Here is a 24,092-nt window from a genome sequence, read left to right as displayed (position 1 = left end):
GGCCGGGCGTTTGGCCGGCGGCGCTAGGTTGTCGGACAGGTCGGCGAGGAGGTCGGAATGCGGGTGCTGGTGGTCGAGGACGAACGGAACCTCGCCGACGCGATCGTGCGGGGGCTGCGCAAGCGGGGCATGGCGGTCGACGTGGCGTACGACGGGGACGCCGGCCACGAGGCCGCCTTCGTCACCCGGTACGACGTGGTGGTCCTCGACCGCGACCTGCCCGGCATGCACGGCGACCAGATCTGCGCCGAGCTGGCCGCCTCCGGCACCCTCACCCGGGTGCTGATGCTGACCGCCAGCGACAGCGTCGCCGACCGGGTGCAGGGGTTGGGTCTCGGCGCGGACGACTACCTGCCCAAGCCGTTCGCCTTCGACGAGTTGGTGGCCCGGGTGCAGGCACTGGGCCGGCGGGCCACCCCGCCCGCCCCGCCGGTGCTCCAGGTGGGCGACGTGGTGCTCGACCCGGCCCGCCGGGTGGTCACCCGGGCGGGTGCCCCGGTCGACCTGACGAACAAGGAGTTCGGGGTGCTCAGCGAGCTGGTCAAGGCGCGCGGCGCGGTGGTCTCCAGCGAGGAGCTGCTGGAGCGGGTCTGGGACGCCAACACCGACCCGTTCACCACCATCGTCCGGGTGACCGTGCGGACCCTGCGCAAGAAGCTCGGCGACCCACCGTTGATCGAGACGGTGCACGGTGCCGGCTACCGGACGGTCGGCGCATGAGCGCGGGGAGCGAGCCGGTGTCGCGAGCCCCGCAGTCGCGAAGCGAGGCCGGCACATGAGCGGGCGGGTACGGCGGGGCGGCTGCCCGGGGCCCGGGGTGCGGTCGTGACCCGGCGGCCGCGGCCCACCCTGCGGTTACGGTTGACGCTGCTCAACGGGGTGCTGCTGGTCGGGGCCGGGGCGATCCTGGTGACGTTGGCCTGGCTGCTGGTGCGTGACGCGCTGCGGCCCACCGACGAGCTGCGGCCGGGCACCACCGTGCTGCTGGCCGACGGGCGGTCGCTGGACGCGGCGGTGTGGCAGCGGCAACTGGTCGACGCCGCCTCTGACGAGCTGCTGGTCAAGGGCCTGCTGGCGCTGCTGGCGATCAGCGTGGTCGGGGTGGCCGGGGCGTACTGGGTGGCCGGCCGGACGCTGCGCCCGCTGCACCAGGTCACCGCGACCGCGCGCCGACTCGGCGAGACCACGCTCGACCAGCGGATCGGCTGGTCCGGGGCGGACGACGAGGTGGCCGAGCTGGCCCGGACCTTCGACGCGATGCTGGACCGGATCACCGCCGCCTTCGAGGCGCAGAAACGTTTCGTCGCCAACGCCTCGCACGAGCTGCGCACCCCGCTGGCGGTGATGCGTACCGAGATCGACGTGACGCTCAGCGACGACGAGGCGGACGCCGCCGAGTACCGCCGGATGGCCACCGTGGTCCGGGACGCCTCGGAACGCGCCAACGGTCTGGTGGACGCGCTGCTGGTGTTGGCCCGCAGCGAGGCCCAGAAGGGTCGGCTGCTGTCCCGGCGTACGGAGTGTGACCTGGCCACCGGCACCGCCAACGCGTTGTCCGCGATGTCCCGCGAGGTGGAGCGGATCGGGTTGCGGGTGCAGTCCTCACTGCGGCCGGCCCCGGTGACCGGCGACCCGGGCCTGCTGGACCGGCTGGCCGGGAACCTGATCGAGAACGCGGTGCGCTACAACCACCTGCACGGCCGGCTCTGGGTGCGTACCGGCACCGACGGGCGCTCGTCCTGGCTGGTGGTGCGCAACACCGGGTTCGAGGTGGACCAGGCCGACGTGCCGGGGCTGTTCGAGCCGTTCCGCCGGGGCGGGCGGGAACGCACCGGGGCCCGGGGTTCCGGGCTGGGCCTGTCGATCGTCCGGGCGGTCTGCGACGCGCACGGCGGCACGGTTCAGGTCACCGCGCAGAAGGGCGGGGGCCTGGAGGTGACCGTCACGCTGCCCTCGGCCGACCAGACTCCGGGTTGAACCGGCTTGCCGGCCGGCGGGACGCCTGCAATGATCACACCGTCGGCCCGGTCCGAGGAGAGGGGGTGCGGTAGATGTCCATCATGACCTGTCCCGCGCCCCGCCCTGCCCACCGCTGACACCGCACGTCACGGGGCGCGTTCCACTGCTGCGAAAGGCAGACCCGTGAGCGCACGGATCCACAACCTCGGTATCGACTGTCACGACACCTACGCCCTGGCCGGTTTCTGGGCGCAGGTCTTCGAGTGCCCCCGCCAGCCCGACGACCACCCCGGTGACCCGGAGGCGATGCTGTTGCCGCCGGGCGGGCCGGAGGTGCTCTTCCTGGCCGTGCCGGAGGGCAAGTCGGTGAAGAACCGCCTGCACCTCGACCTGGAGCCGGTCGACCGGACCCGGGACGAGGAGGTCGCGCGGCTGCTGGCCGTCGGTGCCGTCCAGGTCGACGACCAGCGTCGGCCCGACGGCACCGGCTGGGTGGTGCTGGCCGACCCGGAGGGCAACGAGTTCTGCGTGCTGCGCAGCGCCGCCGAGCGGGCCGCCACCTCCGGCTGACCGTCACCTCCGGCTGACCGCCACCTCAGGCTGACCGTCGGCGCGGCTGAGCTGCCGGCGGGCCGTGGCCTGGACGCCGACGGGCCCCGTCCACCGTGCGGTGGACGGGGCCCGTCGGGGCGACCCCGGTGGGTCAGCCCTTCTTCTCGATCTGCCCGCGCATGGTGACGAACTCGGACTTCAGCTCGGCGGCCGACTTGTAGTACTGGACGATCAGGCCCACGCTGCCCCGGTCGGCCCAGATGCAGACGCCCAGCGGGACGCCCTCGCTCTTGCCGTCGCCGCACTTGGCGTCGCCACCGAGCGGGCCGGCGTCGACGGCCGCCATGTTGGTGACGTTGAGCTGGCTGGAGATGCCGTTGACGGCGTCGTCGAGTTCCTTCTTGGGGTCGACCATCACACCGGACGCGGCGGCGATCATCAGCAGGTCCCGCTTGGCCGGGTCACCGTAGAAGGCACCTGCGGTGCTCGTCTCGTTCTGCACGGACTTCTTCATCTCGGTGACCAGGCTGTCGGCGACCGCCTTCAGGCCCGGCTCGGTGACCTGCGGGCGGCCGGCCAGGGTGGCGGGGGCGGACACGGTCGTGTTGGCGGCGTCCACCGCCTCCTTGACGTCGTCCTTGAGGGCGAAGGCGGCGATCGCCGCGCCGCCGAGGCAGAGCACCAGCAGCACGGCCAGCACGATCAGCACGATCTTGCCGACGGACCGCTTCTTCGCCGGTGCGGGCCCGGCGGCGTACGGGGTCGCCCCGACGCCGCCCGGCTGCTGCGGGAAGCCGCCCTGCGGTGCCGGCGGCGGGTATCCGCCCTGCGGCGCGTCGCCGTCCGGCTGGTGGGCGGGAGGGGTGGTCGGGGGCTGGGACATCAGATCGGCTCCAGAGATCGTTTGTTGAGGCCGGGTGATCTTAGCCAGCCCGACCGACATCCCTCGCCCCCGACCGGTCCGCCCGGGGTCGTCGCCCCGGTCCATCCCGGGTCACCGCCGGTGGGCGCGGACAGCCGCAGGGGCGGCCACGAGGTCCGGTAGACCCGTGACCGCCCCTTGGCGGATCAGTCCCGCTTCTCGATCTGACCCCGGATGGCGACGAACTCGGACTTCGCCTTGGCCGCCGAGGAGAAGTACATGACGATCATGCCGACGCTGCCGTGGTCGGCCCAGACGCAGACGCCGAGCGCGATGCCGGACGCCTTGCCGTCACCGCACTTCGCGACCCCGCCCAGCGGGCCCGGGTCGATGGTGGACATCTTGGTGACCGAGAGCGAGCTGCCCAGCCCCTTGACCGCGTCGTCCAGCTCCTGCTCGGGCAGGATGACCGGGCCGGACGCACCGGCCATCATCACCATGTTCCTGCTGGACGCGCTGCCGTAGAACGCGCTCACCGCGCCCGTCTCGTTGCGGACCTCGGACTTCATGTCGCGGACCATCTGGTCGGCGATCCGGCGCAGCTCCGGGTCGGTGCTCTTGGACCGGCCACCGAGGGTCGACGGGGTCACCAGCCGGATCGGGCCCGGGTCGTCGGCGCTCTCGGTGGGGGTCGGCTCGGGGGTCGGGCTGTCGGTCTCGACGGGGGTGGGGCTCGGGGCGGGCGACGTGACCGCGGTGGGCGTCGGCGACGGGGTCGGCGTCTTCGGGTCGTCGTCGTCGCTCAGGGCGACCCAGGTGAGGCCGCCGCCGCCGAGGCAGAGCACCAGGAGCCCGGCGAGCCCCAGCGACAGCAGCAGCGGCAGCTTCGACCGCTGGGGCGCGGGGGCGTGCGGGGGGCCCGGCGGGGAGCTGAACGGCGCGCCGCCGAAGCCGGCGTACCGCTGCGCGGCCGGGTCGGGGTAGCCGCCCGACCCGGCGGCACCCGGGTAGCCCGGTTGCGGGCCGGGATAACCGGGCTGCGGGGTGCCGGGATAGCCGGACGGGGCCGCGCCCGGGTAGCCGGGCTGCGGGGCCGCCTGATAGCCGGGCTGCGGGGCACCCGGATAGCCGGACGGTGGGGTGGCGGGCGGCCCGGAGTGGGGGGCGCCGGGGTAGCCCGACGGCGGGGTGGCGGGCGGCCCGGAGTGCGGGGCACCGGGGTAGCCGCCCTGCGCCGGGTCGGACTGCGGCCAGCCGCCGTACTGCGGGCCGGGGTAGGCGTCGGCCGGCGGGCCCGATTGCGGATCGGCGGGCCATCCGCCGGGCTGCGATCCCGACGGGTACGGCGTGGTGGGCCAGCCGCCACCCTGCGGCGGGGTGTGCGGGCCCTCGGGCGGCACCGGAGGGCCGTCGGAGTAGTGACCGGTGGGCGAGCCGTGCTCCGGCTGCCCGGACCAGGGATCGACCGGCGGTGAGGTCATCAGATCAGCTCCAGGCGAGGGTGAGAACGCGTGATGGTAGCCAGACGGAGCCCGGCCGCGCAGCCCCCCGAGTCTGACGAGGGTACGCAAACGACGATCGCGGTGGCCACGATATCCCGGGGGGAGGACATCGGCGGCCACCGCGATCGGCGGGGGAGCGGGGATGGTTCAGGCGCGCAGGCTGGCGGCCCCACGTGGCAGGAAACGCCGCCCGGTGACCCGCTCGGAGGTGCCGGTCCGGTCCAGGTACGGGGTGATCCCGCCCAGGTGGAACGGCCAACCGGCACCGAGGATCATGCACAGGTCGATGTCCTGCGCCTCGGCGACGACGCCCTCGTCGAGCATCAGCCGGATCTCCTGCGCCAGCGCGTCGAGGGCGTTCTGCCGGACCTGCTCGGCGGTGAGTGGCTGGTCCCCGACGACGAGCAGCTTGGCCACCTCGTCGTTGATTCGGTCCTCGACGACGATCGGCTGACCCGAGTCGGCGATCCGACGGAGATTCTCGCTGACGTCGAACCGGTCCGGGTACGCCGCGTGCAGGGTGCCGCCCACGTGGTACGCCACCGCCGGCCCGACCAGCTGGAGCAGGGCGAGCGGGCGCATCGGCAGCCCCAGCGGGTCCAGCGCGCTGTCCGCCACGTCGAGCGGGGTGCCCGCGTCGACGGCGGCGAACACGGTGCCCAGGAAGCGGGTGAGCAGCCGGTTGACCACGAACGCCGGGGCGTCGGAGACCAGCACCGAGGACTTCTTCAACTGCTTGCCCACGGCGAACGCGGTGGCCAGGGTGGCGTCGTCGGTCCGCTCGCCCCGGACGATCTCCAGCAGCGGCAGCACCGCCACCGGGTTGAAGAAGTGGAAGCCGACCAGCCGCTGCGGGTGCTCCAGCTCGGCGGCCATCGCCGTGATCGACAGCGAGGAGGTGTTGGTGGCGAGCACCGCCTCCGGCGCGACGATCTTCTCCAGCTCGGCCCAGACCTGCTTCTTGACGTCCAGGTCCTCGAAGACGGCCTCGATGACGAAGTCGGCGTCGGCGAAGACGGACTTGTCGACCGAGCCCGAGACCAGGCCGTACAGCTTGGCGGCGGTGCCCTTGTCCATCCGGCCCTTGCTGACGGCCTTCTCGATCTGGGTGTGCACGTAGCCGACGCCCTTGTCGACCCGGGACTGGTCGAGGTCGGTCAGCACGACCGGCACCTGGAGGCGGCGGGCGAACAGCAGGGCGAGCTGGCTGGCCATCAGGCCGGCGCCGACGATGCCGACCTTGGTGACCGTCCGGGCCAGACTCTTGTCCGGCGCGCCGGCCGGCCGCTTGGCCCGCCGCTGCACCAGGTCGAAGGCGTACAGGCCGCTGCGCAGTTCCTCCGAGAAGATCAGGTCGGCCAGCGCCTCGTCCTCGGCGGCGGTGCCGGTGGCGAAGTCGGCGTCCTTCGCCGTCTCCAGCAGGTCCAGCGCCTTGTAGGCGGCCGGGACCGCGCCGTGCAGCCGCGCATCGAGGGTCTGCCGGGCGAAGTAGAGCACGCCCGCCCACATGTCCCGGTCGACCTCGGGCCGGGTGACGGTGACCTCGCCCCGGACCACCCCGGCGGCCCATTCCAGCGACCGCTCCAGGAAGTCGGCCGGCTCCAGCAGCACGTCCGCGATGCCCATCTCGGCGGCCTGCTTCGGCTTGAGCATCTTGTTCTGCATCAGCGGGTTCTGCAGGATCACCTGGGTGGCGGCGGGGATGCCGATCAGGTTCGGCAGCAGTTGGGTGCCACCCCAGCCGGGCACCAGCCCCAGCGACACCTCGGGCAGGGCCAACGCCGCCGCGCCGCCGGACAGCGTCCGGTAGTGGCAGTGCAGGGCCAGTTCCAGTCCGCCGCCCATCGCCGCGCCGTTGACGAAGGCGAAGGTGGGTACGGCGCTGTCCCTGAGCCGGGCGAAGACCCGGTGGCCGAGCCGGCCGATCTCCAGCGCCTGCTCCCGGTCGGCCAGCGCGGGCAGGCTGGTGATGTCCGCGCCCACGCAGAAGATGTACGGCTTGCCGGTGACCGCGACGAACGCCGGCTCCGCGGCCAGGGCGGCGCTGATCGCCTCGTCGAGGCTGGCCAGGCCGGCCGGGCCGAAGGTGTTCGGCTTGGTGTGGTCGAGACCGTTGTCCAGGGTGATCAGGGCGGCGGGCCGGTCCAGCCCCGGCACGTTCACCTGACGCAGCAGCGCCCGGGTGACGACCTCGTTCGGTGCGCTGAGGCTCATTTGTCTGCACCCTCCCAGTTCGGGTTCTCCCAGATGACCGTGCCGCCCATGCCGATGCCGATGCACATGGCGGTGAGGCCGTAGCGCACCTCGGGGTGCTCGGCGAACTGCCTGGCGAGCTGCGTCATCAGCCGTACGCCGGAGGAGGCGAGCGGGTGACCGATGGCGATCGCGCCGCCCCACGGGTTGACCCGGGGGTCGTCGTCGGCGATGCCGAAGTGGTCGAGGAAGGCGAGCACCTGCACGGCGAACGCCTCGTTCAGTTCGAACAGGCCGATGTCGTCGATGCTCAGGCCGGCGATGCGCAGTGCCTTCTCGGTCGACGGGATCGGGCCGACGCCCATCACCTCGGGCTCGACGCCGACGTAGCCGTACGACACCAGCCGCATCGCGACCGGCAGGCCCAGCTCACGGGCGGTGGCCTCGTCGGCGAGCAGGCTGGCGGTGGCACCGTCGTTGAGGCCGGCCGCGTTGCCGGCGGTGACCTTGCCGTGCGGGCGGAACGGGGTCTTCAGGGTGGCCAGCTTCTCAAGCGAGGTCTCCCGGGGCGCCTCGTCGGCGGTGGCGAGGCCCCAGCCGCCGTCGGCGTCGCGGATCGCGACCGGCACCAGGTCGGCCTGGAGCTTGCCGTCGGCGTACGCCTTGGCGGTCTTGAGCTGCGAGGAGAGCGCGAACGCGTCGGTGCGCTCCTTGGTGATGTGCGGGACCCGGTCGTGCAGGTTCTCGGCGGTGGCCCCCATCACCAGGGCGGACGGGTCGACCAGCTTCTCGGCGATGATCCGCGGGTTGGGGTCGACGCCCTCGCCCATCGGGTGCCGGCCCATGTGCTCGACACCACCGGCGATGGCGATGTCGTATGCGCCCATCGCGATGCCACCGGCGACGGCGGTGACGGCGGTCATCGCCCCGGCGCACATCCGGTCGACGGAGAAGCCGGGGACGGTCTTGGGCAGGCCGGACAGCAGGGCGGCGGTGCGGCCGATGGTGAGGCCCTGGTCGCCGATCTGGGTGGTGGCGGCGACTGCCACCTCCTCGACCCGCTCCGGGGGCAGCTGCGGATTGCGGCGCAGCAGCTCACGGATGCAGCGGATGACCAGGTCGTCGGCGCGGGTGTTGGCGTACATGCCACCCGCCTTGCCGAACGGGGTGCGGACACCGTCGACGAAGACGACATCCCGAACTTCTCGGGGCACTTGGAGCCTCCTTATCGACCACGACCCGGCCGACGCGCCGCGGGGGCGGCACGGGCCGGGTGAGGGTCGGCCGGCACTGGCGTTTCCCGAGGAATGCTACTCGCCAGTAACCATAGCCGTCACCACCCCCGGTGTGGCCCACCCCACACTCGCCGACCGGGTGCGCCGGTGGTGACGGCGCACCCGGGTCCCCGGCAGGCGGGGCGGTGGCTCAGGCCCGGGGCACGGGCAGCAGTGCCTCGGCGAGCGCGGGCAGCAGGAGCGAGAGCTGCCACTGGCGCGCGCCGTAGCCGCGCAGCACCTCGGTGACGGTGTCCACGGTGATCTCGTCGGGCGGCTGCCAGGCCAGCCGACGGACCGAGTCCGGGGTGATCAGGTTCTCCGGCGGGAGCCGGTGCTCACCGGCGACGCGGACCACCACCTCCCGGCAGCGCGCCAGCCGCCCGGCGGCCACCGGGTCGCGCTCCGCCCACCGGTGCGGCGGGGGCGGCCCCTCCACCGTCGGGGTGACCGGCAACGCGTCGTCGGCCAACTGGCGGGCCTCGTCGAGCGCCGTCAGCCAGGACCGGGCCAGCCGGCGCACCGACCGGCCGCCGAACCCGGGCAGGGTCAGCAGCGTCTTCTCGTCCTTCGGGTCCAGCTCGGCGGCGGCGATGATCGCCGAGTCGGGCAGCACCCGGCCCGGAGCGGCGTCGCGGCGCACGGCGATCTGGTCCCGGGCGTACCACAGGGCCCGGACCCGGGCCTGCGCCCGCGCCCCCCGGACCCGGTGGATGCCGGAGGTCCGCCGCCACGGCTCCGCCCGCACCCGGGGCGGCCGGGTGGCCCAGGTGATCAGCGCGGCGAACTCCTCCGCCGCCCACGCCGACTTGCCCTGCGCCTGGAGCTCCGCGTCCAGCGCGTCGCGCAGGTCGACGAGCATCTCCACGTCCAGCGCCGCGTAGGTCAGCCAGGACTCGGGCAGCGGACGGCTGGACCAGTCGGCCGCCGAGTGGTGCTTCTCCAGGGTGTAGCCGAGCAACTGCTCGGTCAGCGCGGCCAGGCCGACCCGCTCGAAGCCGGCGAGCCGCGCGGCCAGCTCGGTGTCGAACAACCGGCGCGGACGCAACCCCAGCTCGGCCAGGCAGGCCAGATCCTGGCTGGCGGCGTGCAGCACCCATTCGGCGTCGCCGATCGCCTCGTCGAGGGCGGTCAGGTCGGGCAGTGGCAGCGGGTCGATCAGCGTGGTGCCGGCCCCCTCCCGGCGCAGCTGCACCAGGTAGGCCCGCTGGCTGTAGCGGTATCCGGAGGCCCGCTCGGCGTCCAGGGCCACCGGGCCGGTGCCCGCCGCGAAGCGGGCCACGACCTCGTCCAGCTCGGCGGGGGTGGCCACCGGCTGGGGGGTGCCGTCGCGGGGCGCGGTCAGCGGTACGGGCCCGCCGGAGGGCTGCTCGGTGCCCGCGTCCGCCGGCTCCGCGACGGCCGGGGGCGGAACGTCTGCCGTACGGCTTTCGGCGGCCCGACGGCGCAGGGGTGGTTCGTCGGTCACCTGGCAACCCTAGTGCGCCCGGGCGACATGGTGTGCGCAGGCGGTCCGGTGTGTGTCGTCCCGGTGTCCGGCAGGGGTCCGGGCGGTGGGGACGGCCACCTCGCGGGTGAGACATTCCGCGTCGGGCGGGACGTCCCCGGGGCGTCGGGGACATCCGCTTGTGCTCCGGGCGTGTCGCGCCGCTACCGGCGGGGCGGCCGGTGGTCAGGCCGCGCCGGCCGGCCGGCGGTCGGTGAGCGCGGTGACGCCGGGCGGCGGCAGCCCCGCGGTGGAGGCGAGCAGCGCGCACCAGGCCGACAGGTGCGCACCCAGGTCCTCGCCGAGCGGCGTCCAGGACGCCCGGATCTCGACGTCCCCGGCGGCGGGCGGGCCGGCCAGGTCGCCGAACCGGGTCGACACGGTCTGGGTGACCGTGCCACCGGCCGCCCGGTAGCACGCCCGGTGCGCCTCCAACGCGTCGGTGAGCCAGGTCCAGCCCACCCCGGGCAGCAGCGGATCGGCGGCCAGGTCGACCTCCAGGTCGGCGGTCACGTAGGTGACCAGCCGCAGGGTGCCCTGCCAGGCGTCGTGCCCGGCCGGGTCGTGCAGCAGGATCAGCCGCCCGTCGGCCACCTCGTCGTCGTCGCGCAGCACGGTGGCGGAGAGGGCGAACGCGTGGGGGGCGAGCCGCTGGGGCGCGCCGACCTCCTCCAGGACGATCTCCGCCCGGGGGGTGACCGACCGCAGGCCGGCGACCGCGCGGGCGAACGTCTCCGGGAGCGCGATCGGGGGGGCCATGACCGGCAGCCTATGCCGACACGCCGTCGCCCGCCGGGACGGCACGCCGAAGTGCCGCGTCCCGCCGCCGACCGGGACGTTCCGGTGGTCCGCGCGGCACCGTCGGCCGGGCGGGCCGTGCACCCGGGCCACGTCGGCCGGGCGGGCCGTGCACCCGGGCCACGTCGGCCGGGCGGGCCGTGCACCCGGCCACCGTCGACCGGCGCGGGCCGCGCACCCGGGCCCGTCGCCGACCGGCGCGCGCCGGGGGCGCGGGTCACAAATGGCGGCGCTGCCCGTCGGGCCCGCGCGGGTGCGTGGCACGATTGCCGCGATGACCACCGACACCACGGGCACCGCCGCCCGAGACGGAGAATCCCGCCGCAGCGGGCCGGCCCACTCGCCCTTCGTCCGGGCCTGCCGCCGGGAGTCCGTCCCGCACACCCCGGTCTGGTTCATGCGCCAGGCCGGCCGGTCCCTGCCGGAATACCGGGAGATCCGGGCCAACGTGGGGATGCTCGACTCCTGCCGCCGGCCGGACCTGGTCGCCGAGATCACCCTCCAACCGGTCCGCCGGCACGGCGTCGACGCGGCGATCCTGTTCAGCGACATCGTCGTCCCGGTCGCCGCGGCCGGCGTCGACCTGGACATCGTCGCCGGCACCGGGCCGGTGGTGGCCGAGCCGGTGCGCACCGTCGCCGACGTCGAGCGGGTCCGCCGCATCGACCGCACCGACGTTTCCTACGTGGACGAAGCGGTCCGGCTGCTCGTCGCCGAGCTGGGCGACACCCCGCTGATCGGCTTCGCGGGCGCGCCGTTCACCCTGGCCAGCTACCTGGTCGAGGGCGGGCCCTCGCGGACCCACGCCAGGACCAAGGCGATGATGTACGGCCAGCCCGAGCTGTGGCACGCGCTCTGCGCCCGGCTCGCCGAGGTCACCCTGGCGTTCCTGCGGGTGCAGGTCGACGCCGGGGTCTCCGCCGTGCAGCTCTTCGACTCCTGGGCCGGGGCCCTGTCGGAGGCCGACTACCGCCGCTTCGTCCTGCCGCACTCCACCGCCGTGCTGTCCGGCCTGGCCGACGCGGGGGTGCCCCGGATCCACTTCGGGGTGGGCACCGCCGAACTGCTCGGTGCGATGGGGGAGGCCGGGGCCGACGTGGTCGGCGTCGACTGGCGTACCCCGCTGGACGTGGCGACCCGCCGGATCGGTCCGGACCGGGCCGTGCAGGGCAACCTCGACCCGACCGTGCTGTTCGCCCCCTGGCCGGTGATCGAGGCCGAGGTGCGGCGGATCGTCGAGCAGGGCCGGGCCGCCCCCGGACACGTGTTCAACCTCGGTCACGGCGTGCTGCCGGAGACCGACCCCGAGGTGCTGACCCGGGTGGTCGCGCTGGTGCACGAGGTGTCCGCGCGCCGGGACGAGCAGGGCTGAGCGGTGCGGGCGCGACCGTGGCGGGTGGCGGTGGTCGGTGGTGGGATCACCGGCCTGGCCGCCGCGCTCCGGCTGCGCGACCGCGCCCCCGCCGACACCGAGATCACCGTGTACGAGCAGTCCGGCGGGCTCGGTGGCAAGCTGCGCACCGGTGAGCTGGCCGGCCGGCCCGTGGAGTTCGGCGCGGAGTCGTTCCTGATGCGGGACCCGGCCGGGGGCGAGTCGGCCGCGGTGGCCCTGGCCCGCCGGCTCGGCCTGGCCGGGCGGATCGTGCACCCCACCGTCGGGCAGGCGGCGCTCGTCGTCGACGGCGGGCTGCGCCCGATCCCCGGCGGCACCCTGGTCGGCGTACCCGGGGATCTGGCGGCGGTGACGACGGTCGCCGAGCCCACGGCGGACGCCGACCGCGACGGCGGCCGGCCGCTGCTCGACGCGGACCAGGACGTCTCGGTCGGCGCGCTGGTCCGGGCCCGGTTCGGCGAGCAGGTGGTGCAGCGGCTGGTCGACCCGATGCTCGGCGGCGTCTACGCCGGGCGGGCCGACGACCTGTCCCTGGTCACCACCATGCCGGCGTTGGCCCGCGCGGCGCGGGTGGAACACACCCTGGTCGGGGCGGTCCGGGCCGCGCAGGCCGCCGCGCCCCGCGCCCCCGGCGCACCGGTCTTCGGCACCCTGGACGGCGGGCTGAGCACCCTGGTCGAGGCGGCGGCCACGGCCAGCGGCGCGACGATCCGCCGCAACGCGGCGGTCCGCGAGCTGACCCCGGTCGGCGGCGGCTGGCGGCTGACCGTCGGCCCGACCCGCGACCCGGAGTCGGTCGAGGCGGACGCGGTGCTGCTCACCGTGCCGGCCCGCCCCACCGCCCGGCTGCTCGCCGGGTTCGCCGCGTCGCCGGCGGCGACCGTCGGCGGGTTGGACTACGCCAGCGTCGCGCTGGTCACCCTGGCGCTGCCCGCGCCGGCGCTGCCCCGACTGTCCGGTTTCCTCGTGCCGGCGACCGAGGGGCTGCTGATCAAGGCGTCCACCTTCTTCACCACCAAGTGGGGCCACCTGGCCGCGCCGGACGGGCTGGCCCTGGTCCGCGCCTCCGTCGGCCGGTACGGCGAGGAGACCTCGCTCCAGGTCACCGACGACGACCTGCTCGCCACCGTGCACCGGGAGCTGACCCGGGTGCTCGGGGTGGCGCTGCCCACGCCGGTCGCCGGTCACGTGCAGCGCTGGGGCGGCGCGCTGCCGCAGTACGCCCCGGGTCACAGTGGGCGGGTGGCCGGCGTCCGGGCGGCGCTGCGCGCGTCGCACCCCACCCTGGCGGTGGCCGGCGCGGGTTTCGACGGGGTCGGCATCCCGGTCTGCGTCCGCTCCGGCGAGAGCGCGGCCGACGAGATCATCGAAGCACTGGGAGGATCGGGTCCATGACCGAGCAGAGCACCGAGCAGTCCAACGCGGCCCGGCTCAGGGAGCTGAACGCCACCGTGCGTTACACCATGTGGTCGGTCTACCGGGCCACCGGCACCCTGCCGGCGCTGCGGGAGAACGTCACCGGCGAGGTGGAGTCGCTCTTCGAGGAGCTGGCCGGCAAGGACGTCGTGGTCCGGGGCATGTACGACGTGGCCGGGCTGCGCGCCGACGCGGACGTGATGATCTGGTGGCACTCGTCGTCCAGCGACGCCCTCCAGGACGCCTACCTGCGGTTGCGCCGGACCACCCTGGGGCGGGCGTTGACCCCGGTGTGGTCGCAGTTGGCGCTGCACCGGCCGGCGGAGTTCAACAAGAGCCACATCCCGGCCTTCCTCGCCGACGAGGCGCCCCGGCCGTACCTGTGTGTCTACCCGTTCGTCAGGTCCTACGAGTGGTACCTGCTGCCGGACGCCGAGCGGCGGGAGCTGCTGGCCGAGCACGGGAAGATGGCGCGCGGCTACCCGGACGTCCGGGCCAACACGGTCGCCTCGTTCGCCCTCGGCGACTACGAGTGGATGCTCGCCTTCGAGGCCGACGAGCTGCACCGGATCGTCGACCTGATGCGGGACCTGCGGGCCTCCGGGGCCCGGCGGCACGTCCGCGAGGAGGTCCCGTTCTACACCGGCCGGCGTCGCTCGGTCGCCGACATCGTCAACTGCCTGGTCTGACGCCCGCCCGCCCCGGGTCGTGGTGCCCCGGCGGTCAGGATCGTGCCCGATCACGGAAGTAGTGGCCTCCCGCCGCGCGGGAGGCCACTACTTCCATGCTGTCGCGTCTGCTGTGCCGTGCCGAACGGTCAGAGGGTCGCGGTGCAGACCGGGGTCGGGCTGGCGCCGCTGCCCGAGGCGAGGAAGCCGAAGGTGGTCTTCCCGCCGGCGGCCAACGCGCCGTTGTAGTTGACGTTGCGGACGGTCACCGCAGATCCGCTGCTGGTCAGCGTGGCGTTCCACGCCTGGCTGATCTGCTGGCCCCCGGAGTACGTCCAGTTCACCGTCCAGCCCTTGATCGCCGAGGCACCGGCGGTCACGTCCACCTCACCCTGGAACCCGCCGTTCCAGGTGGAGGTCACCCGGTAGGTCGCGGTGCAGCCACCGGTCGCCGGCGGCGGGGTGGTCGGCGGGGCGGTGGTGGGCGGCGGGGTGGTCGGCGGGGCCGTGGTGGGCGGCGGGGTGGTCGGCGGCGCGGTGGTGGGCGGCGGGGTGGTCGGGTTGGTGCCGCCACCGAAGTCCACGTCACTGCACAGGTAGTACGACTGGTCCAGGTGGCTGGCCTGCCACACGGTGTAGACGATGTGCCGACCGGTACGGCCCGGCGCGTTCACCGGGATCTGGATCGACACGCCACCGGTGTCCTTGTCCCACTGGGAGGCCGGCGTGTTGCCGATCTGCCCGGCCAGCTCCAGGTTGCCCCAGCCCAGCGGTGTGGTCGCCGAATTGAAGCCCTGCTTGGTGACGTACACCCGGATGTAGTCGGCCCCGTGGCTGGCCTGGTCGAAGAACTTCAGCCGGAAGCTGTTCGCGACCGACGTGGTCTTCCACGCGCCCACGGTGTCCAGGGCGTTGTAGCGGCCGTTCTGGGTGCGTCCGCCGCTGCACAGCTGGCCGTCCGGGATGGCACCCTGGTGGTTGCCGGCGACACCCTCGCGGAACAGGCCGTTCCAGTTCCACATGGCCTGCGGGTCGGCCTGCCAGGCCTGCCAGCACATCGGGTCCTCGGTGGCCATGCGCGGGTTCTGGAACTCGGCACCCCAGCGCTCCCAGCAGCTGTAGGCGCGGAACCCCGGGTTCACCACCGCGCCGTGCGCGGAGGCCGAGTTGGCCAGGGCGGTGGTGAGCAGCAGCGCGATGATCGCGCCGATGGTGAGCAGCGACCCCGCGAGCGCGGTGGGTCGTCTGCGTAGGACGGTGGACATGGAGCCTCCGAGGTGAAGGGGTCGGTCGAACGACGCCCGGACGGCCGGGAGTTGCCCCTCCCATGCCTGCTGTCGGCTCCCACGACGGCTCTGCCCCCGCAGGCTTGCATAGGAAAGCGGTATCCGTCAATGTTTCAGGTCGTCTGCCCACCGCGGCGCATCGGCAGGTGGGGGATGCCGTCCTCGACGTACTCCGGGCCGGTCACCGTGAAGCCGTGCCCGGCGTAGAAGCCGGCCAGGTGGGCCTGCGCCTCCAGCACGCAGGGCCGGTCGCCGACCAGCCGCAACGCCTCGGTCATCAGCCGGCCGGCGAGCCCGCCGCCGCGGGCCGCCGGGGCCACCACCACCCGGCCGATCCGCACCACCCCGCCGGGGTCGGCGAGCAGCCGCAGGTAGGCCCGCACGACGCCGTCGTGGGCCAGCCAGAGGTGCCGGGTGCCGGGTTCGACGTCCCGCCCGTCCAGCTCCGGGTACGGGCAGTGCTGCTCCACCACGAACACGTCGATCCGCAACCGCAGCAGGTCGTGGAAGGTGCGTACGTCCAGCTCGGTGAAGCTGGCGACGTGGACGTCGACGGTCTGCGGTGCCATCAGGCGATGGTAGGCGGCCCCGCCTGCCGACCCGGCACGCCCCGTGGCGTCGGGGCTGGCCGGGTGGGTCAGGCCGGGTGGGTCAGCCGGGTCAGGCCGGGCGGGCGCCGACCGCGTCGCGGATCTCCGCACCCAGGGACTCCACGGCGCGGGCGCAGTGCGCACAGCAGAAGAACCGGCCGCCGACCTCCACCCCGTGCCCGATGATCTTCACCTGGCAGTGCTCGCAGATCGGCGCGAGCTTGTGCGCCGCGCACTCGAAGGAGTCGAAGGTGTGTACGTCACCGCTGACCGTACGCACCTCGAACGCCATCCAGTAGTCGTTGCCGCAGACCTCGCAGGTAGCCACCTGTCACACCCCCCGAATCGGACATCTGCCCCCAGAGTGCGACAGGGCGGCGGTCGCGCAGGGCGAAATGCCCCTATCGGTGGGGTCGGACGGCGTTTCGCCCCGGCGTGTCGGGCGTTGGACCCGGTAGGACGCCTCGGCCCCGGGAGGATCACGTGATCAAGCGCAGCAGACTCTTCGGCACCCAGACCCGGGTCACCTTCTGCCTGCCCCGGGACACCCCGCCCGGCACGGTCAGCGTCGTCGGCTGCTTCAACGACTGGCAGCCGGGCCGGCACGAGCTGGTGCCACGCCGGGACGGCACGCGGACGGTGACCGTCCGGCTCGGTCCCGGCGAGCACCGGTTCCGCTACCTCGCCACCGGGGGTGTCTGGCTCGACGACTCCGCCGCCGACCGGGTGGACGACGAGGGCAGCCTGCTCCTGCTCTGACCGCCCGGTCTCGGTCCGGCTCCGCCTCGGCCCGGCGTCGGTTCAGCCCTGCTCGGGTTCAGCCCTGCTCCGGTTCCAGTCGGATCGACACCGAGTTCACGCAGTGCCGGGTGTCCTTGGGGGTGAAGCCCTCGCCGTGGAAGACGTGCCCGAGGTGGCTGTCGCAGCGGGCGCAGCGGATCTCGGTCCGCACCATGCCGAGGCTGGTGTCCTGGATCTCCCGCACCCGGCCCGGGATGGCGTCGTCGAAGCTCGGCCAGCCGCAGTGCGAGTCGAACTTGGTGTCGCTGGAGAACAGTTCGAGCCCGCAGGCCCGGCAGTGGTAGACGCCGGGGGTCTTCGTGTCGACGTACTCGCCGGTGAAGGGGCGTTCGGTGCCGGCCTCGCGCAGCACCCGGAACTCCTCCGGGGTCAGCCGGACCCGCCACTCGTCCTCGGTGCGGGGCAGTTCGCTCTCGTCAAGACTCACCGGTCAACCGTACGTCGGATGTCGGGGGCATCGCATATGGTCGCGCCATGGCGGCCAGCGGGAAGACGACGGCGACCGAGGTCGAGGTGGCCGGGCGCAGCGTCCGGCTGAGCAGCCCGGATCGGGTGATCTTCCCGGAGCGCGGGTTCACCAAGGCCGATGTCTTCCACTACTACGTCGCGGTGGGCGAGGGCATCATGCGCGCGCTGGCCGACCGGCCGACCACCCTGCAACGCTTCCCCGACGGCATCGCGGGGGAGGCTTTCTTCTCCAAGCGGGTGCCCACCCGGGGCGTGCCGCCGTGGGTGCAGACGGTCGGCATCACCTTCCCCAGCGGCCGGGGTGCCGACGAGCTGTGCCCGACCGACCTCGCCCACGTCGCCTGGGCCGCGCAGATGGGCACGGTGGTGTTCCATCCGTGGCCGGTCCGGGCCGCCGCCGTCGACCATCCCGACGAGCTGCGGGTGGATCTCGATCCGCAGCCCGGCACCGACTTCACCGACGCGGCGACGGCCGCCGCCGAGCTGCGGGGCATCCTCACCGAGCTGGGCGTCACCGGCTGGCCGAAGACCTCCGGCGGCCGGGGGCTGCACGTCTACCTGCGCATCGCCCCGCGGTGGACGTTCACCGAGGTGCGCCGGGCCACCATCGCGTTGGCCCGGGAGCTGGAACGGCGTCGGCCCGACCTGGTCACCACCGCCTGGTGGAAGGAGGAGCGCGGGCAGCGGGTCTTCGTCGACTACAACCAGATGGCCCGGGACCGCACCATCGCCTGCGCGTACTCGCTGCGCGCCAACGCGCGGGCCACCGTCTCCACCCCGGTCACCTGGGACGAGCTGCCCGACGTCGATCCCGACGATTTCGATCTGCGTACGGTGCCGGTCCGGTTGGCCGAGCGGGGTGACCCGCACGCGGGCATCGACGACGATCCGGTCGACATCACCCCCCTGCTCGACTGGGCCGAGCGGGACGCCGGGCAGGGCCTTGGCGACCTGCCCTATCCACCCGACCATCCGAAAATGCCCGGTGAACCGAAACGGGTGCAGCCGAGCCGGGCGAAGCGCCCGGCCGACGACGCCACCGCCTGACAACCGACCACGCCACCGGCGGAAATCGGAATGCCGGCGGTGGTGCTGGCACGGGGTGCCCGCCGGTAATCCGAAATCAGTTGCTCGGCATGCCACTCCCACGCGTGAAAATGGCATTCCTCCGCACTCTTTCCGGTACTGATGATTGCGCTCGACTGGTCGTCACGCCTACGGTCGAATATGAAAGGTAGGATGCGCGGAAGTCGGCTGCACTCGTGTGACCAGGGCTTATGCCCTCGCTGTGGAGTGTCCGGTCGGCTGCTTCCCGGCGGCGACAGTCGATTCGCCGGTCAGCGGCTCCGATTCATCCGACCGGACGCGGGCACCGGACAGGGGAATCACCATGGCGGCCACGACGAGACGAACGCAGCGGATCAGCGGGGTGCCGGGCCGGCATTCCGTGATCCTCGAATACCTCAAGATCCTGCCGGCCGTGCTCACCGGGGTGGCCGCGGTCCTCGTCGCCCTCACCGGACTGCTGACCCTGCTCGTCAGGTAGTTTCCGGCAGGCGGTCGGCCGGACGATCCGCAGCCGCAGCCGCAGCCGCAGCCGCAGCCGCAGCCGCAGCCGCAGCCGCAGCCGCAGCCGCAGCCGCAGCCGCAGCCGCAGCCGAAGTCGGTTTCGGTTCCGGGGTCGCGGCCCCGGGTCGGCGCCGGTCGTCCGGCCCGGACGCGTTCGCGGCCCGGGTGGACGGTCGGGCCGTCCAGGCGAGGAAACGGTCGAACAGTTCCGCCGGGGACGGGGCCGGGTGCGGATTGAGTCGCACCAGATCGGCGGTGGCCTCGAACAACTGGCTGGCCATGTAGATCGACAGTGCCACCCGGTCCCGCCGGTACTCCCTGGTCAGAAGCAGTCGGGCGGGTTGGCACGGCCAGGGGGCGGCGCACGTCCGGCACCGCCACAGCGGGCGCATCGGCGGATGCCCGCCCACGGGCCGCCGCTGCCGATCATGAACAGGCGAGACGTTCGACTCGGTCACGCCACTATCGTGACCCTGATCGTTGTCTGCGTCAATAGCTTCCGTAGTTGTCGGCGTCGAGAGTGATGAGTGCTGTCATTGTCAACCCGTGGACCTCGTCGGCGTGTCGGAGATCAGGGCGATGCTCGGGAACGTCTCCCGCCAGCGCGCGTCCGTGATCGCCAACCAGAGGAACTTCCCGGAACCCGTGGCGGTGCTGGCGATGGGCAAGGTGTGGCGGAAGGCCGACGTCGAGGCGTGGATCCGCGAGCACCGGCCGGAGCTGACGACGGACTGACTAGGCTCGGGCCGATGACCAGCCAGATCCGCCGGGCCACCGCCCCCGACCTGCCCCGCGCCGCGCGTACGCTCGCCGTCGCCTTCCACGACTACCCGTGGACGCGGTGGTCGATCCCGGCCGACGACTACCCGCGTCGACTCGAAGAGCTACAGGCCCTCTACCTGGGGCACGCCCTCGTGTACGGCCTCGTCCTCGTCGCTGACGACGCTCGGGCGGTCGCCGCGTTCCTGCCGGGTGACGCGCCCGCGCCGGGGGAGGACCTCCAGGCGCGGATCGCGGAGCTGCACGGTGACCGGCTGGCGGCGCTCATGGCCGTCGAGTTGCCGGCGCGGCCACCCGGCGCGTGGGAACTCGCGACGTTGGGCGTCCACCCGGACCGGCGCGGCGTCGGTCTCGGCTCCGCCGTCGCCGCGGCGGGGGTGACCCTCGTCGAGGCCTCCGGCGACCCGAACGGCATCGCGCTGGAAACCTCCGACGAGCGCAACGTCCGCCTCTACGAACGTCTCGGCTTCGCGGTCACGGCGCGCACCACGATCGAGGGCGGCCCGCTGGTCTGCTCCATGTACCGGCCGGCCCGCCGGGCGCCGGTCCGGGGCTGACCCTGGCCCGGTCGTAAGACGTCCCGGCCGGGCCTGGACGCCGGCCCCATAATCGACGCCGGGCCGGCGCGCGCTGCGACCGCCGGGGTGATCAACTCAATGTCGCTGATGTTGCGGTATGTAAGCCGTGTGACCGCGCAATATCGGCCCACTTGAGTCGATCTTGAGTTCAGTGGCCGGTGTGACCGCGCTGCGATCACCGGGCTGATCAACTCAATGTCGCTGATGTTGCGGCATGTAAGCCGTGTGATCGCGCAACCTCGGCCCACTTGAGTCGATCATGGGGTCAGCGTCCGGCGGCGATCGCCTCGACCGCCTCCTTGGCGGTGCGCAGGTCCGTCCCGGTCGCCTCCCGGTACGCCTTGATCGCCCTGATCTTGTCGCCCCGGGCCAGGTGCTCCCGCACCCCGGGCAGGGCCGGGCCCCGGTCCACGACGCCCAGGTGCTCCATGATCAGCCGCTGGCGGCGTTCGATCTCCACCAGCCGGAACGACACGTCGTCGCGGCGGTTGCGCAGCGGGAACTGCATCACCAGCGCCAGCACGAGGGCGAGGGTCGACAGCATCAGCGCGGTTTCCATGCCGCCGATCACACCAGATCCACGCCTGCGGGCCAACCGGCGGGCCAGGATAACGATCAAGTAACGGGTGCGAACCTTTCCCGCCGGGTCACCGCTCTTGCTCTCCGTCGGCCCGACCCCGGGCCCGGGGGAGGCAACGGATGAAGCTGGTGTGGAGGCGGGCCCACGAGGCGCGGGGACTGCTGCTCGCGGCGGTCGCCGCCGCGGTGGTCGCGATCGCACTGGTCACCGGGCTGGCCGACTACAACCGGCGGGCCGTCGACGCCGGGCAGCGCGCCCTGATCACCGCCGCGCCCGTCGAGGAACGCAGCCTGCTGGTCAGCGGCTCCGGTGGCCGCGACCGCACCGAGTACGCCACCCGCGACCGGGCCGTCCGGGACGGCTTCGCCACCGCCCTCAAGGGCACCCCGATCCGGGTCTCCGCCGCCCGCTACGGCACCGGCCGGGAACTCACCGGCACCCTCGGGCCGGGCATCCGGACCGGAAAGGAACCGGTCTTCGCCACCCTGGCCACCCTGGACGACCTGGCCGGGCACGCCGACCTCGTCGACGGCGCCTGGCCGACCGCCGGGGCCGGCCCGCTCCAGGCCACCCTGCCCGAGAAGGTCGCCGGTGCGTTGGGCCTGCGCACCGGCGACCGGGTGCCGATGCGCGACCGCAGTGCCGACCGGCCTACCGAAGTGGTGCTCGCCGGCACCTGGCGGCCCCGCGACCCGGCCGACCCGTACTGGCGGCTCGCCCCCGGACTGGGCACCGACGCGGACAGCGACGCCACGCACGGGCCGTTCGTGCTCGACCCGGCCGACTTCGCGGCCACCTTCCCCGGCTCGGTCTCCGCCGCCTGGGTGGTCGCGCCCGACCTGACCGCCGTCGGAGGGGACCGGCTACCGGCGCTGCGCCGGGCCGTCGCCACCGCCGCGACCGGGGTGCCCGAGACGGCCGGGCTCGGCTCGTCGGCCCAGGCGGCCACCGCCCTCGACCGGCTCATCGACCGGATCAGCCGGGCCGACCTGGCCGGCCGCTCGGCCCTGGCCACCCCGCTGCTGCTGATCGTGGTCCTCGGCGGGTACGCGCTGGTGCTGATCGCCGCCCTGCTGCACGAGGACCGGCGCGCCCAGACCGCCCTGCTGCGGGCCCGGGGCGCGGCCCGCCGGCAACTCGCCGGCCTGGCCGCCCGGGAGGCGACCCTGGTGGTCGTCCCCGCCGCCCTGCTCGGGCCCCTGCTCGCCGGCGGGGCGCTGCGCCGGGTCGCCGCCGACGGCCCGGTCGACCTCGGCGGTGCCGTCGGCGGCGGCCCGTGGGTCTGGGCGGCGGCCCTGGCCACCGCCGCCGGCTGCCTCGTCGCGATGGTCGCCCCCACCCTGCGCGGCGCGGGCACCTACGTGGCCGACCTGGCCGCCCGGTCCCGCCCCGACCGGGTCACCACCGTCAGCCGGGCCGGACTCGACCTGGCCCTGGTCGCCTTCGCCGTCCTCGCCTGGGTGCAACTGCGCCGCTACTCCTCACCGCTGGCCGGCGCCGGCAACGACCTCGGCGTCGACCCGCTGCTGGTGGCCGCGCCGACCCTGGGGGTGCTGGCCGGGGCGGTGGTGGCGTTACGGCTGCTCCCGCCGGCCACCCGGTTCGCCGAACGGTTCGTCGACAGGCGACCGTGGACCGCGACCATCTTCGGGATGTGGCAGGCCGGCCGGCGGCCACACGCCGGGCCGGTGCTGCTGCTCGCCCTCGCCGTCGGCGGCAGCACGCTGGCCTGGTCGCTCGTCGCCACCGGGGAACGGTCCCAGGTCGACCAGGCCGACCACCGCGTCGGCGCGGACCTGCGGCTGGTCGAACGCACCGGCGTCGCCCCCGTCGACCGGGCCGCCGCGCTCGCCGTGCTGCCCGGCGTCGACCGGGCGCTGCCGGCCTGGCGCGACGACATCCGGGTCGGCCGCGACGACCGGCAGGCCACTGTGCTCGGCCTGGACACCGCACAGGCAGCCGAGGTGGCCAAGTTCAGCGACCGGCTCGCCGACCGGCCCGCGCGGGAACTGTTCGCGCGGTTGACCGCCGCCCGGGGGCCGGCCCTCGGGCAGCCGCTGCCGGCCGACGCCCGCAGCCTCACCGGCACCGTGAGCACCCCCGTCGACCAGGCCGTCGTCCCGCACCGGATCGCCGTGTCGGTGCTGCTCACCCGGGCCGACGGGCTGGCCTACCGGCTGCCCGTGGCGAGCACCGGCAGCGACGGGCGGGCCACCGGGTTCCGGGTCGACCTGCCCGCCGTCGCGGGACTGCGGCTGGCCGGGTTCGCGGCCGACGGCGGGGACGTCGCCGGCGCCGCGTACGCGCTGAAGGTACGGGACCTGCGCACCGTCGGCCCGGACGCCCGCTCCACCACGCTCCCGCTCACCGGCCGGTGGCGGGTGGCCGCCGCCGAGTCCGCCGCGAACAGCACCGCCACCGCCGACGGCGCCGGACTGACCGCCACCCACCCCGTCGGGTTCCTCGACGGCGGCCGGTACGCCTACCAGCCGGCGTCCCGCTTCGCGGTGGTGCCGGACGGCCCGGACACCGCCGTACCGGCCGTGATGACCCCGGCCGTGCGGGCCGCGCTCAACGTCCGGCCCGGGGAAACCGTGCAGCTCACCCTGTCCGGGGTCTCCCTGCCGGTGCGCCTGCTCGGGGAGGTGACCGCGCTGCCCGCCACCGCCGGCGACGGGGTGCTGCTCGACCTGCCCGCCGCCACCGACTGGCTGATCCGCAACTCGGGCACCGTCCGGCCGGTACCCGAATGGTGGCTGCGGACCGACGCCGCCGCCCACGCCGAGGCGACCCGGGCCGCCGCCGCGCTACCCGGGACGACCCTGCTGGACCGCCGGCAGGCCGCCGCGGTGGCCGCCGACGACCCGTACTGGCAGGGGGCCCGGACCGGGCTGCTGGCCGCCGCCCTCGGCTCGGTGCTGCTCGCCCTGGTCGGCCTGGTGGTCGACGTGTGGGCCACCGCCCGGCACCGGCTCGGCGAGTTCTCGGTGCTGCACACCCTCGGCGCGTCCCCCCGGCTGCTGGCCCGCGCGCTGCTCGCCGAACAGACCTTCCTGGCCGGGATCGGCGTCGGCGTCGGCCTGCTGCTCGGCGCGGTCGTCGGAGCCACCATGGCACCCCTGGTGATCCTCACCCCGGCCGCCGGGCGACCCGTGCCCGCGCCGACGTTCGCCCTGGCCTGGGCCCCGATCGGGTGGACCGTGGCGGGGCTGCTGCTGGCCGCGCTGGCCGGCAGCGCGGCGATGGCCGCCGGGCTGCGGCAGCGGGTCGCCGCCGCCCGGCTGCGCACCGGGGGAGACCGGTGAGGACCACGACGACCGGACCGCTGCACCACGGG

23 protein-coding genes are annotated in these 24,092 nt (G+C 74.1%); 12 read left to right on the top strand and 11 right to left on the bottom strand.

The genetic code is table 11. The features are described from left to right. The first annotated feature begins 57 nt into the window (after positions 1–57). The 3 genes from ACN265_RS23005 to ACN265_RS22995 all read left to right on the top strand — a co-directional run bounded on the left by ACN265_RS23005 (position 58) and on the right by ACN265_RS22995 (position 2,529). On the top strand, positions 58–720 hold the full coding sequence (locus ACN265_RS23005) for a response regulator transcription factor (protein WP_204923992.1): 663 nt from the start codon (positions 58–60) through the stop codon (positions 718–720). Positions 721–825: 105 nt separating this feature from the next. Further along, complete coding sequence (locus tag ACN265_RS23000; RefSeq protein ID WP_420118731.1) at positions 826–1,977, top strand: sensor histidine kinase; 1,152 nt, start codon at positions 826–828, stop codon at positions 1,975–1,977. Between the two features lie 165 nt (positions 1,978–2,142). Then, positions 2,143–2,529, top strand: coding sequence for a VOC family protein (locus tag ACN265_RS22995; protein WP_204923994.1), 387 nt, complete (start codon positions 2,143–2,145; stop codon positions 2,527–2,529). Between the two features lie 133 nt (positions 2,530–2,662). Here the strand turns inward: ACN265_RS22995 and ACN265_RS22990 are convergent, their stop codons facing one another. The 6 genes from ACN265_RS22990 to ACN265_RS22965 all read right to left on the bottom strand — a co-directional run bounded on the left by ACN265_RS22990 (position 2,663) and on the right by ACN265_RS22965 (position 10,587). Beyond that, complete coding sequence (locus ACN265_RS22990; RefSeq protein WP_421409441.1) at positions 2,663–3,394, bottom strand: hypothetical protein; 732 nt, start codon at positions 3,392–3,394, stop codon at positions 2,663–2,665. A 185-nt stretch (positions 3,395–3,579) separates the two neighbouring features. Then, positions 3,580–4,854, bottom strand: coding sequence for a hypothetical protein (locus ACN265_RS22985; protein WP_421409440.1), 1,275 nt, complete (start codon positions 4,852–4,854; stop codon positions 3,580–3,582). A 168-nt stretch (positions 4,855–5,022) separates the two neighbouring features. After that, positions 5,023–7,089, bottom strand: a complete 2,067-nt coding sequence (locus ACN265_RS22980) for a 3-hydroxyacyl-CoA dehydrogenase NAD-binding domain-containing protein (RefSeq protein ID WP_421409438.1) — start codon at positions 7,087–7,089, stop codon at positions 5,023–5,025. Beyond that, positions 7,086–8,282: a thiolase family protein gene (locus ACN265_RS22975; protein ID WP_421409435.1), complete on the bottom strand. Its 1,197-nt coding sequence runs from the start codon at positions 8,280–8,282 to the stop codon at positions 7,086–7,088. Before ACN265_RS22975 ends, ACN265_RS22980 begins: the two co-directional genes overlap by 4 nt. Before the next feature lie 211 nt (positions 8,283–8,493). Next, the gene (locus ACN265_RS22970; protein ID WP_204923999.1) at positions 8,494–9,810 is read right to left on the bottom strand and encodes a ribonuclease D; all 1,317 of its coding nucleotides are present in this window, start codon (positions 9,808–9,810) and stop codon (positions 8,494–8,496) included. Positions 9,811–10,014: 204 nt separating this feature from the next. After that, the gene (locus ACN265_RS22965; RefSeq protein WP_421409432.1) at positions 10,015–10,587 is read right to left on the bottom strand and encodes a DUF3000 domain-containing protein; all 573 of its coding nucleotides are present in this window, start codon (positions 10,585–10,587) and stop codon (positions 10,015–10,017) included. Positions 10,588–10,900: 313 nt separating this feature from the next. Between ACN265_RS22965 and hemE the strand changes: the two genes are divergently transcribed. The 3 genes from hemE to hemQ are packed head-to-tail and all read left to right on the top strand — an operon-like array spanning position 10,901 to position 14,124. Further along, positions 10,901–11,998, top strand: coding sequence for a uroporphyrinogen decarboxylase (gene hemE, locus ACN265_RS22960; RefSeq protein WP_421409429.1), 1,098 nt, complete (start codon positions 10,901–10,903; stop codon positions 11,996–11,998). A gap of 3 nt (positions 11,999–12,001) precedes the next feature. Beyond that, positions 12,002–13,414, top strand: coding sequence for a protoporphyrinogen oxidase (gene hemG, locus ACN265_RS22955; protein WP_421409426.1), 1,413 nt, complete (start codon positions 12,002–12,004; stop codon positions 13,412–13,414). Then, positions 13,411–14,124 (top strand): hydrogen peroxide-dependent heme synthase, encoded by a 714-nt coding sequence (gene hemQ / locus ACN265_RS22950; RefSeq protein WP_204924003.1) that lies wholly within the window; start codon positions 13,411–13,413, stop codon positions 14,122–14,124. Before hemG ends, hemQ begins: the two co-directional genes overlap by 4 nt. Positions 14,125–14,252: 128 nt before the next feature. On the opposite strand, the gene ACN265_RS22945 is transcribed toward hemQ, so the two are convergent. The 3 genes from ACN265_RS22945 to ACN265_RS22935 all read right to left on the bottom strand — a co-directional run bounded on the left by ACN265_RS22945 (position 14,253) and on the right by ACN265_RS22935 (position 16,307). After that, entirely contained in the window at positions 14,253–15,368 is a 1,116-nt protein-coding gene (locus ACN265_RS22945; protein ID WP_420115472.1) for a lytic polysaccharide monooxygenase auxiliary activity family 9 protein, read from the bottom strand. 134 nt (positions 15,369–15,502) lie between these two features. After that, positions 15,503–15,958, bottom strand: a complete 456-nt coding sequence (locus tag ACN265_RS22940) for a GNAT family N-acetyltransferase (protein WP_421409424.1) — start codon at positions 15,956–15,958, stop codon at positions 15,503–15,505. A gap of 91 nt (positions 15,959–16,049) precedes the next feature. Further along, positions 16,050–16,307, bottom strand: coding sequence for a Prokaryotic metallothionein (locus tag ACN265_RS22935; RefSeq protein WP_204924006.1), 258 nt, complete (start codon positions 16,305–16,307; stop codon positions 16,050–16,052). A gap of 155 nt (positions 16,308–16,462) precedes the next feature. Here ACN265_RS22935 and ACN265_RS22930 point away from each other — a divergent pair, with 155 nt between their 5' ends. Then, positions 16,463–16,738, top strand: coding sequence for an isoamylase early set domain-containing protein (locus tag ACN265_RS22930; protein ID WP_204924007.1), 276 nt, complete (start codon positions 16,463–16,465; stop codon positions 16,736–16,738). A 58-nt stretch (positions 16,739–16,796) separates the two neighbouring features. Here the strand turns inward: ACN265_RS22930 and msrB are convergent, their stop codons facing one another. Continuing rightward, positions 16,797–17,207, bottom strand: a complete 411-nt coding sequence (gene msrB, locus ACN265_RS22925) for a peptide-methionine (R)-S-oxide reductase MsrB (RefSeq protein WP_420115471.1) — start codon at positions 17,205–17,207, stop codon at positions 16,797–16,799. Between the two features lie 47 nt (positions 17,208–17,254). On the opposite strand from msrB, the gene ligD reads away from it, so the two are divergent. The 4 genes from ligD (at position 17,255) to ACN265_RS22905 (ending at position 20,154) form a co-directional block, all read left to right on the top strand. Continuing rightward, positions 17,255–18,295: a non-homologous end-joining DNA ligase gene (gene ligD / locus ACN265_RS22920; protein ID WP_420115470.1), complete on the top strand. Its 1,041-nt coding sequence runs from the start codon at positions 17,255–17,257 to the stop codon at positions 18,293–18,295. A gap of 343 nt (positions 18,296–18,638) precedes the next feature. Next, a complete protein-coding gene (locus ACN265_RS22915; RefSeq protein ID WP_363656503.1) occupies positions 18,639–18,794 on the top strand; it encodes a hypothetical protein in 156 nt (51 codons plus the stop codon). 569 nt (positions 18,795–19,363) lie between these two features. Beyond that, on the top strand, positions 19,364–19,552 hold the full coding sequence (locus ACN265_RS22910; protein ID WP_421409420.1) for a hypothetical protein: 189 nt from the start codon (positions 19,364–19,366) through the stop codon (positions 19,550–19,552). A 14-nt stretch (positions 19,553–19,566) separates the two neighbouring features. Then, positions 19,567–20,154: a GNAT family N-acetyltransferase gene (locus ACN265_RS22905; protein WP_421409417.1), complete on the top strand. Its 588-nt coding sequence runs from the start codon at positions 19,567–19,569 to the stop codon at positions 20,152–20,154. Between the two features lie 286 nt (positions 20,155–20,440). On the opposite strand, the gene ACN265_RS22900 is transcribed toward ACN265_RS22905, so the two are convergent. Then, entirely contained in the window at positions 20,441–20,734 is a 294-nt protein-coding gene (locus ACN265_RS22900; protein WP_402890847.1) for a hypothetical protein, read from the bottom strand. 140 nt (positions 20,735–20,874) lie between these two features. Between ACN265_RS22900 and ACN265_RS22895 the strand changes: the two genes are divergently transcribed. Continuing rightward, the gene (locus ACN265_RS22895) at positions 20,875–24,060 is read left to right on the top strand and encodes an FtsX-like permease family protein (protein WP_421409415.1); all 3,186 of its coding nucleotides are present in this window, start codon (positions 20,875–20,877) and stop codon (positions 24,058–24,060) included. Positions 24,061–24,092 lie beyond the last annotated feature (32 nt).

This window comes from Micromonospora sp. WMMD730, from assembly GCF_049178955.1.
In the GTDB taxonomy this organism is placed as follows: domain Bacteria; phylum Actinomycetota; class Actinomycetes; order Mycobacteriales; family Micromonosporaceae; genus Micromonospora; species Micromonospora wenchangensis.
Note: the sequence above shows the minus strand (reverse complement) of the source record. Positions and strands in the feature narration are given on the sequence as shown.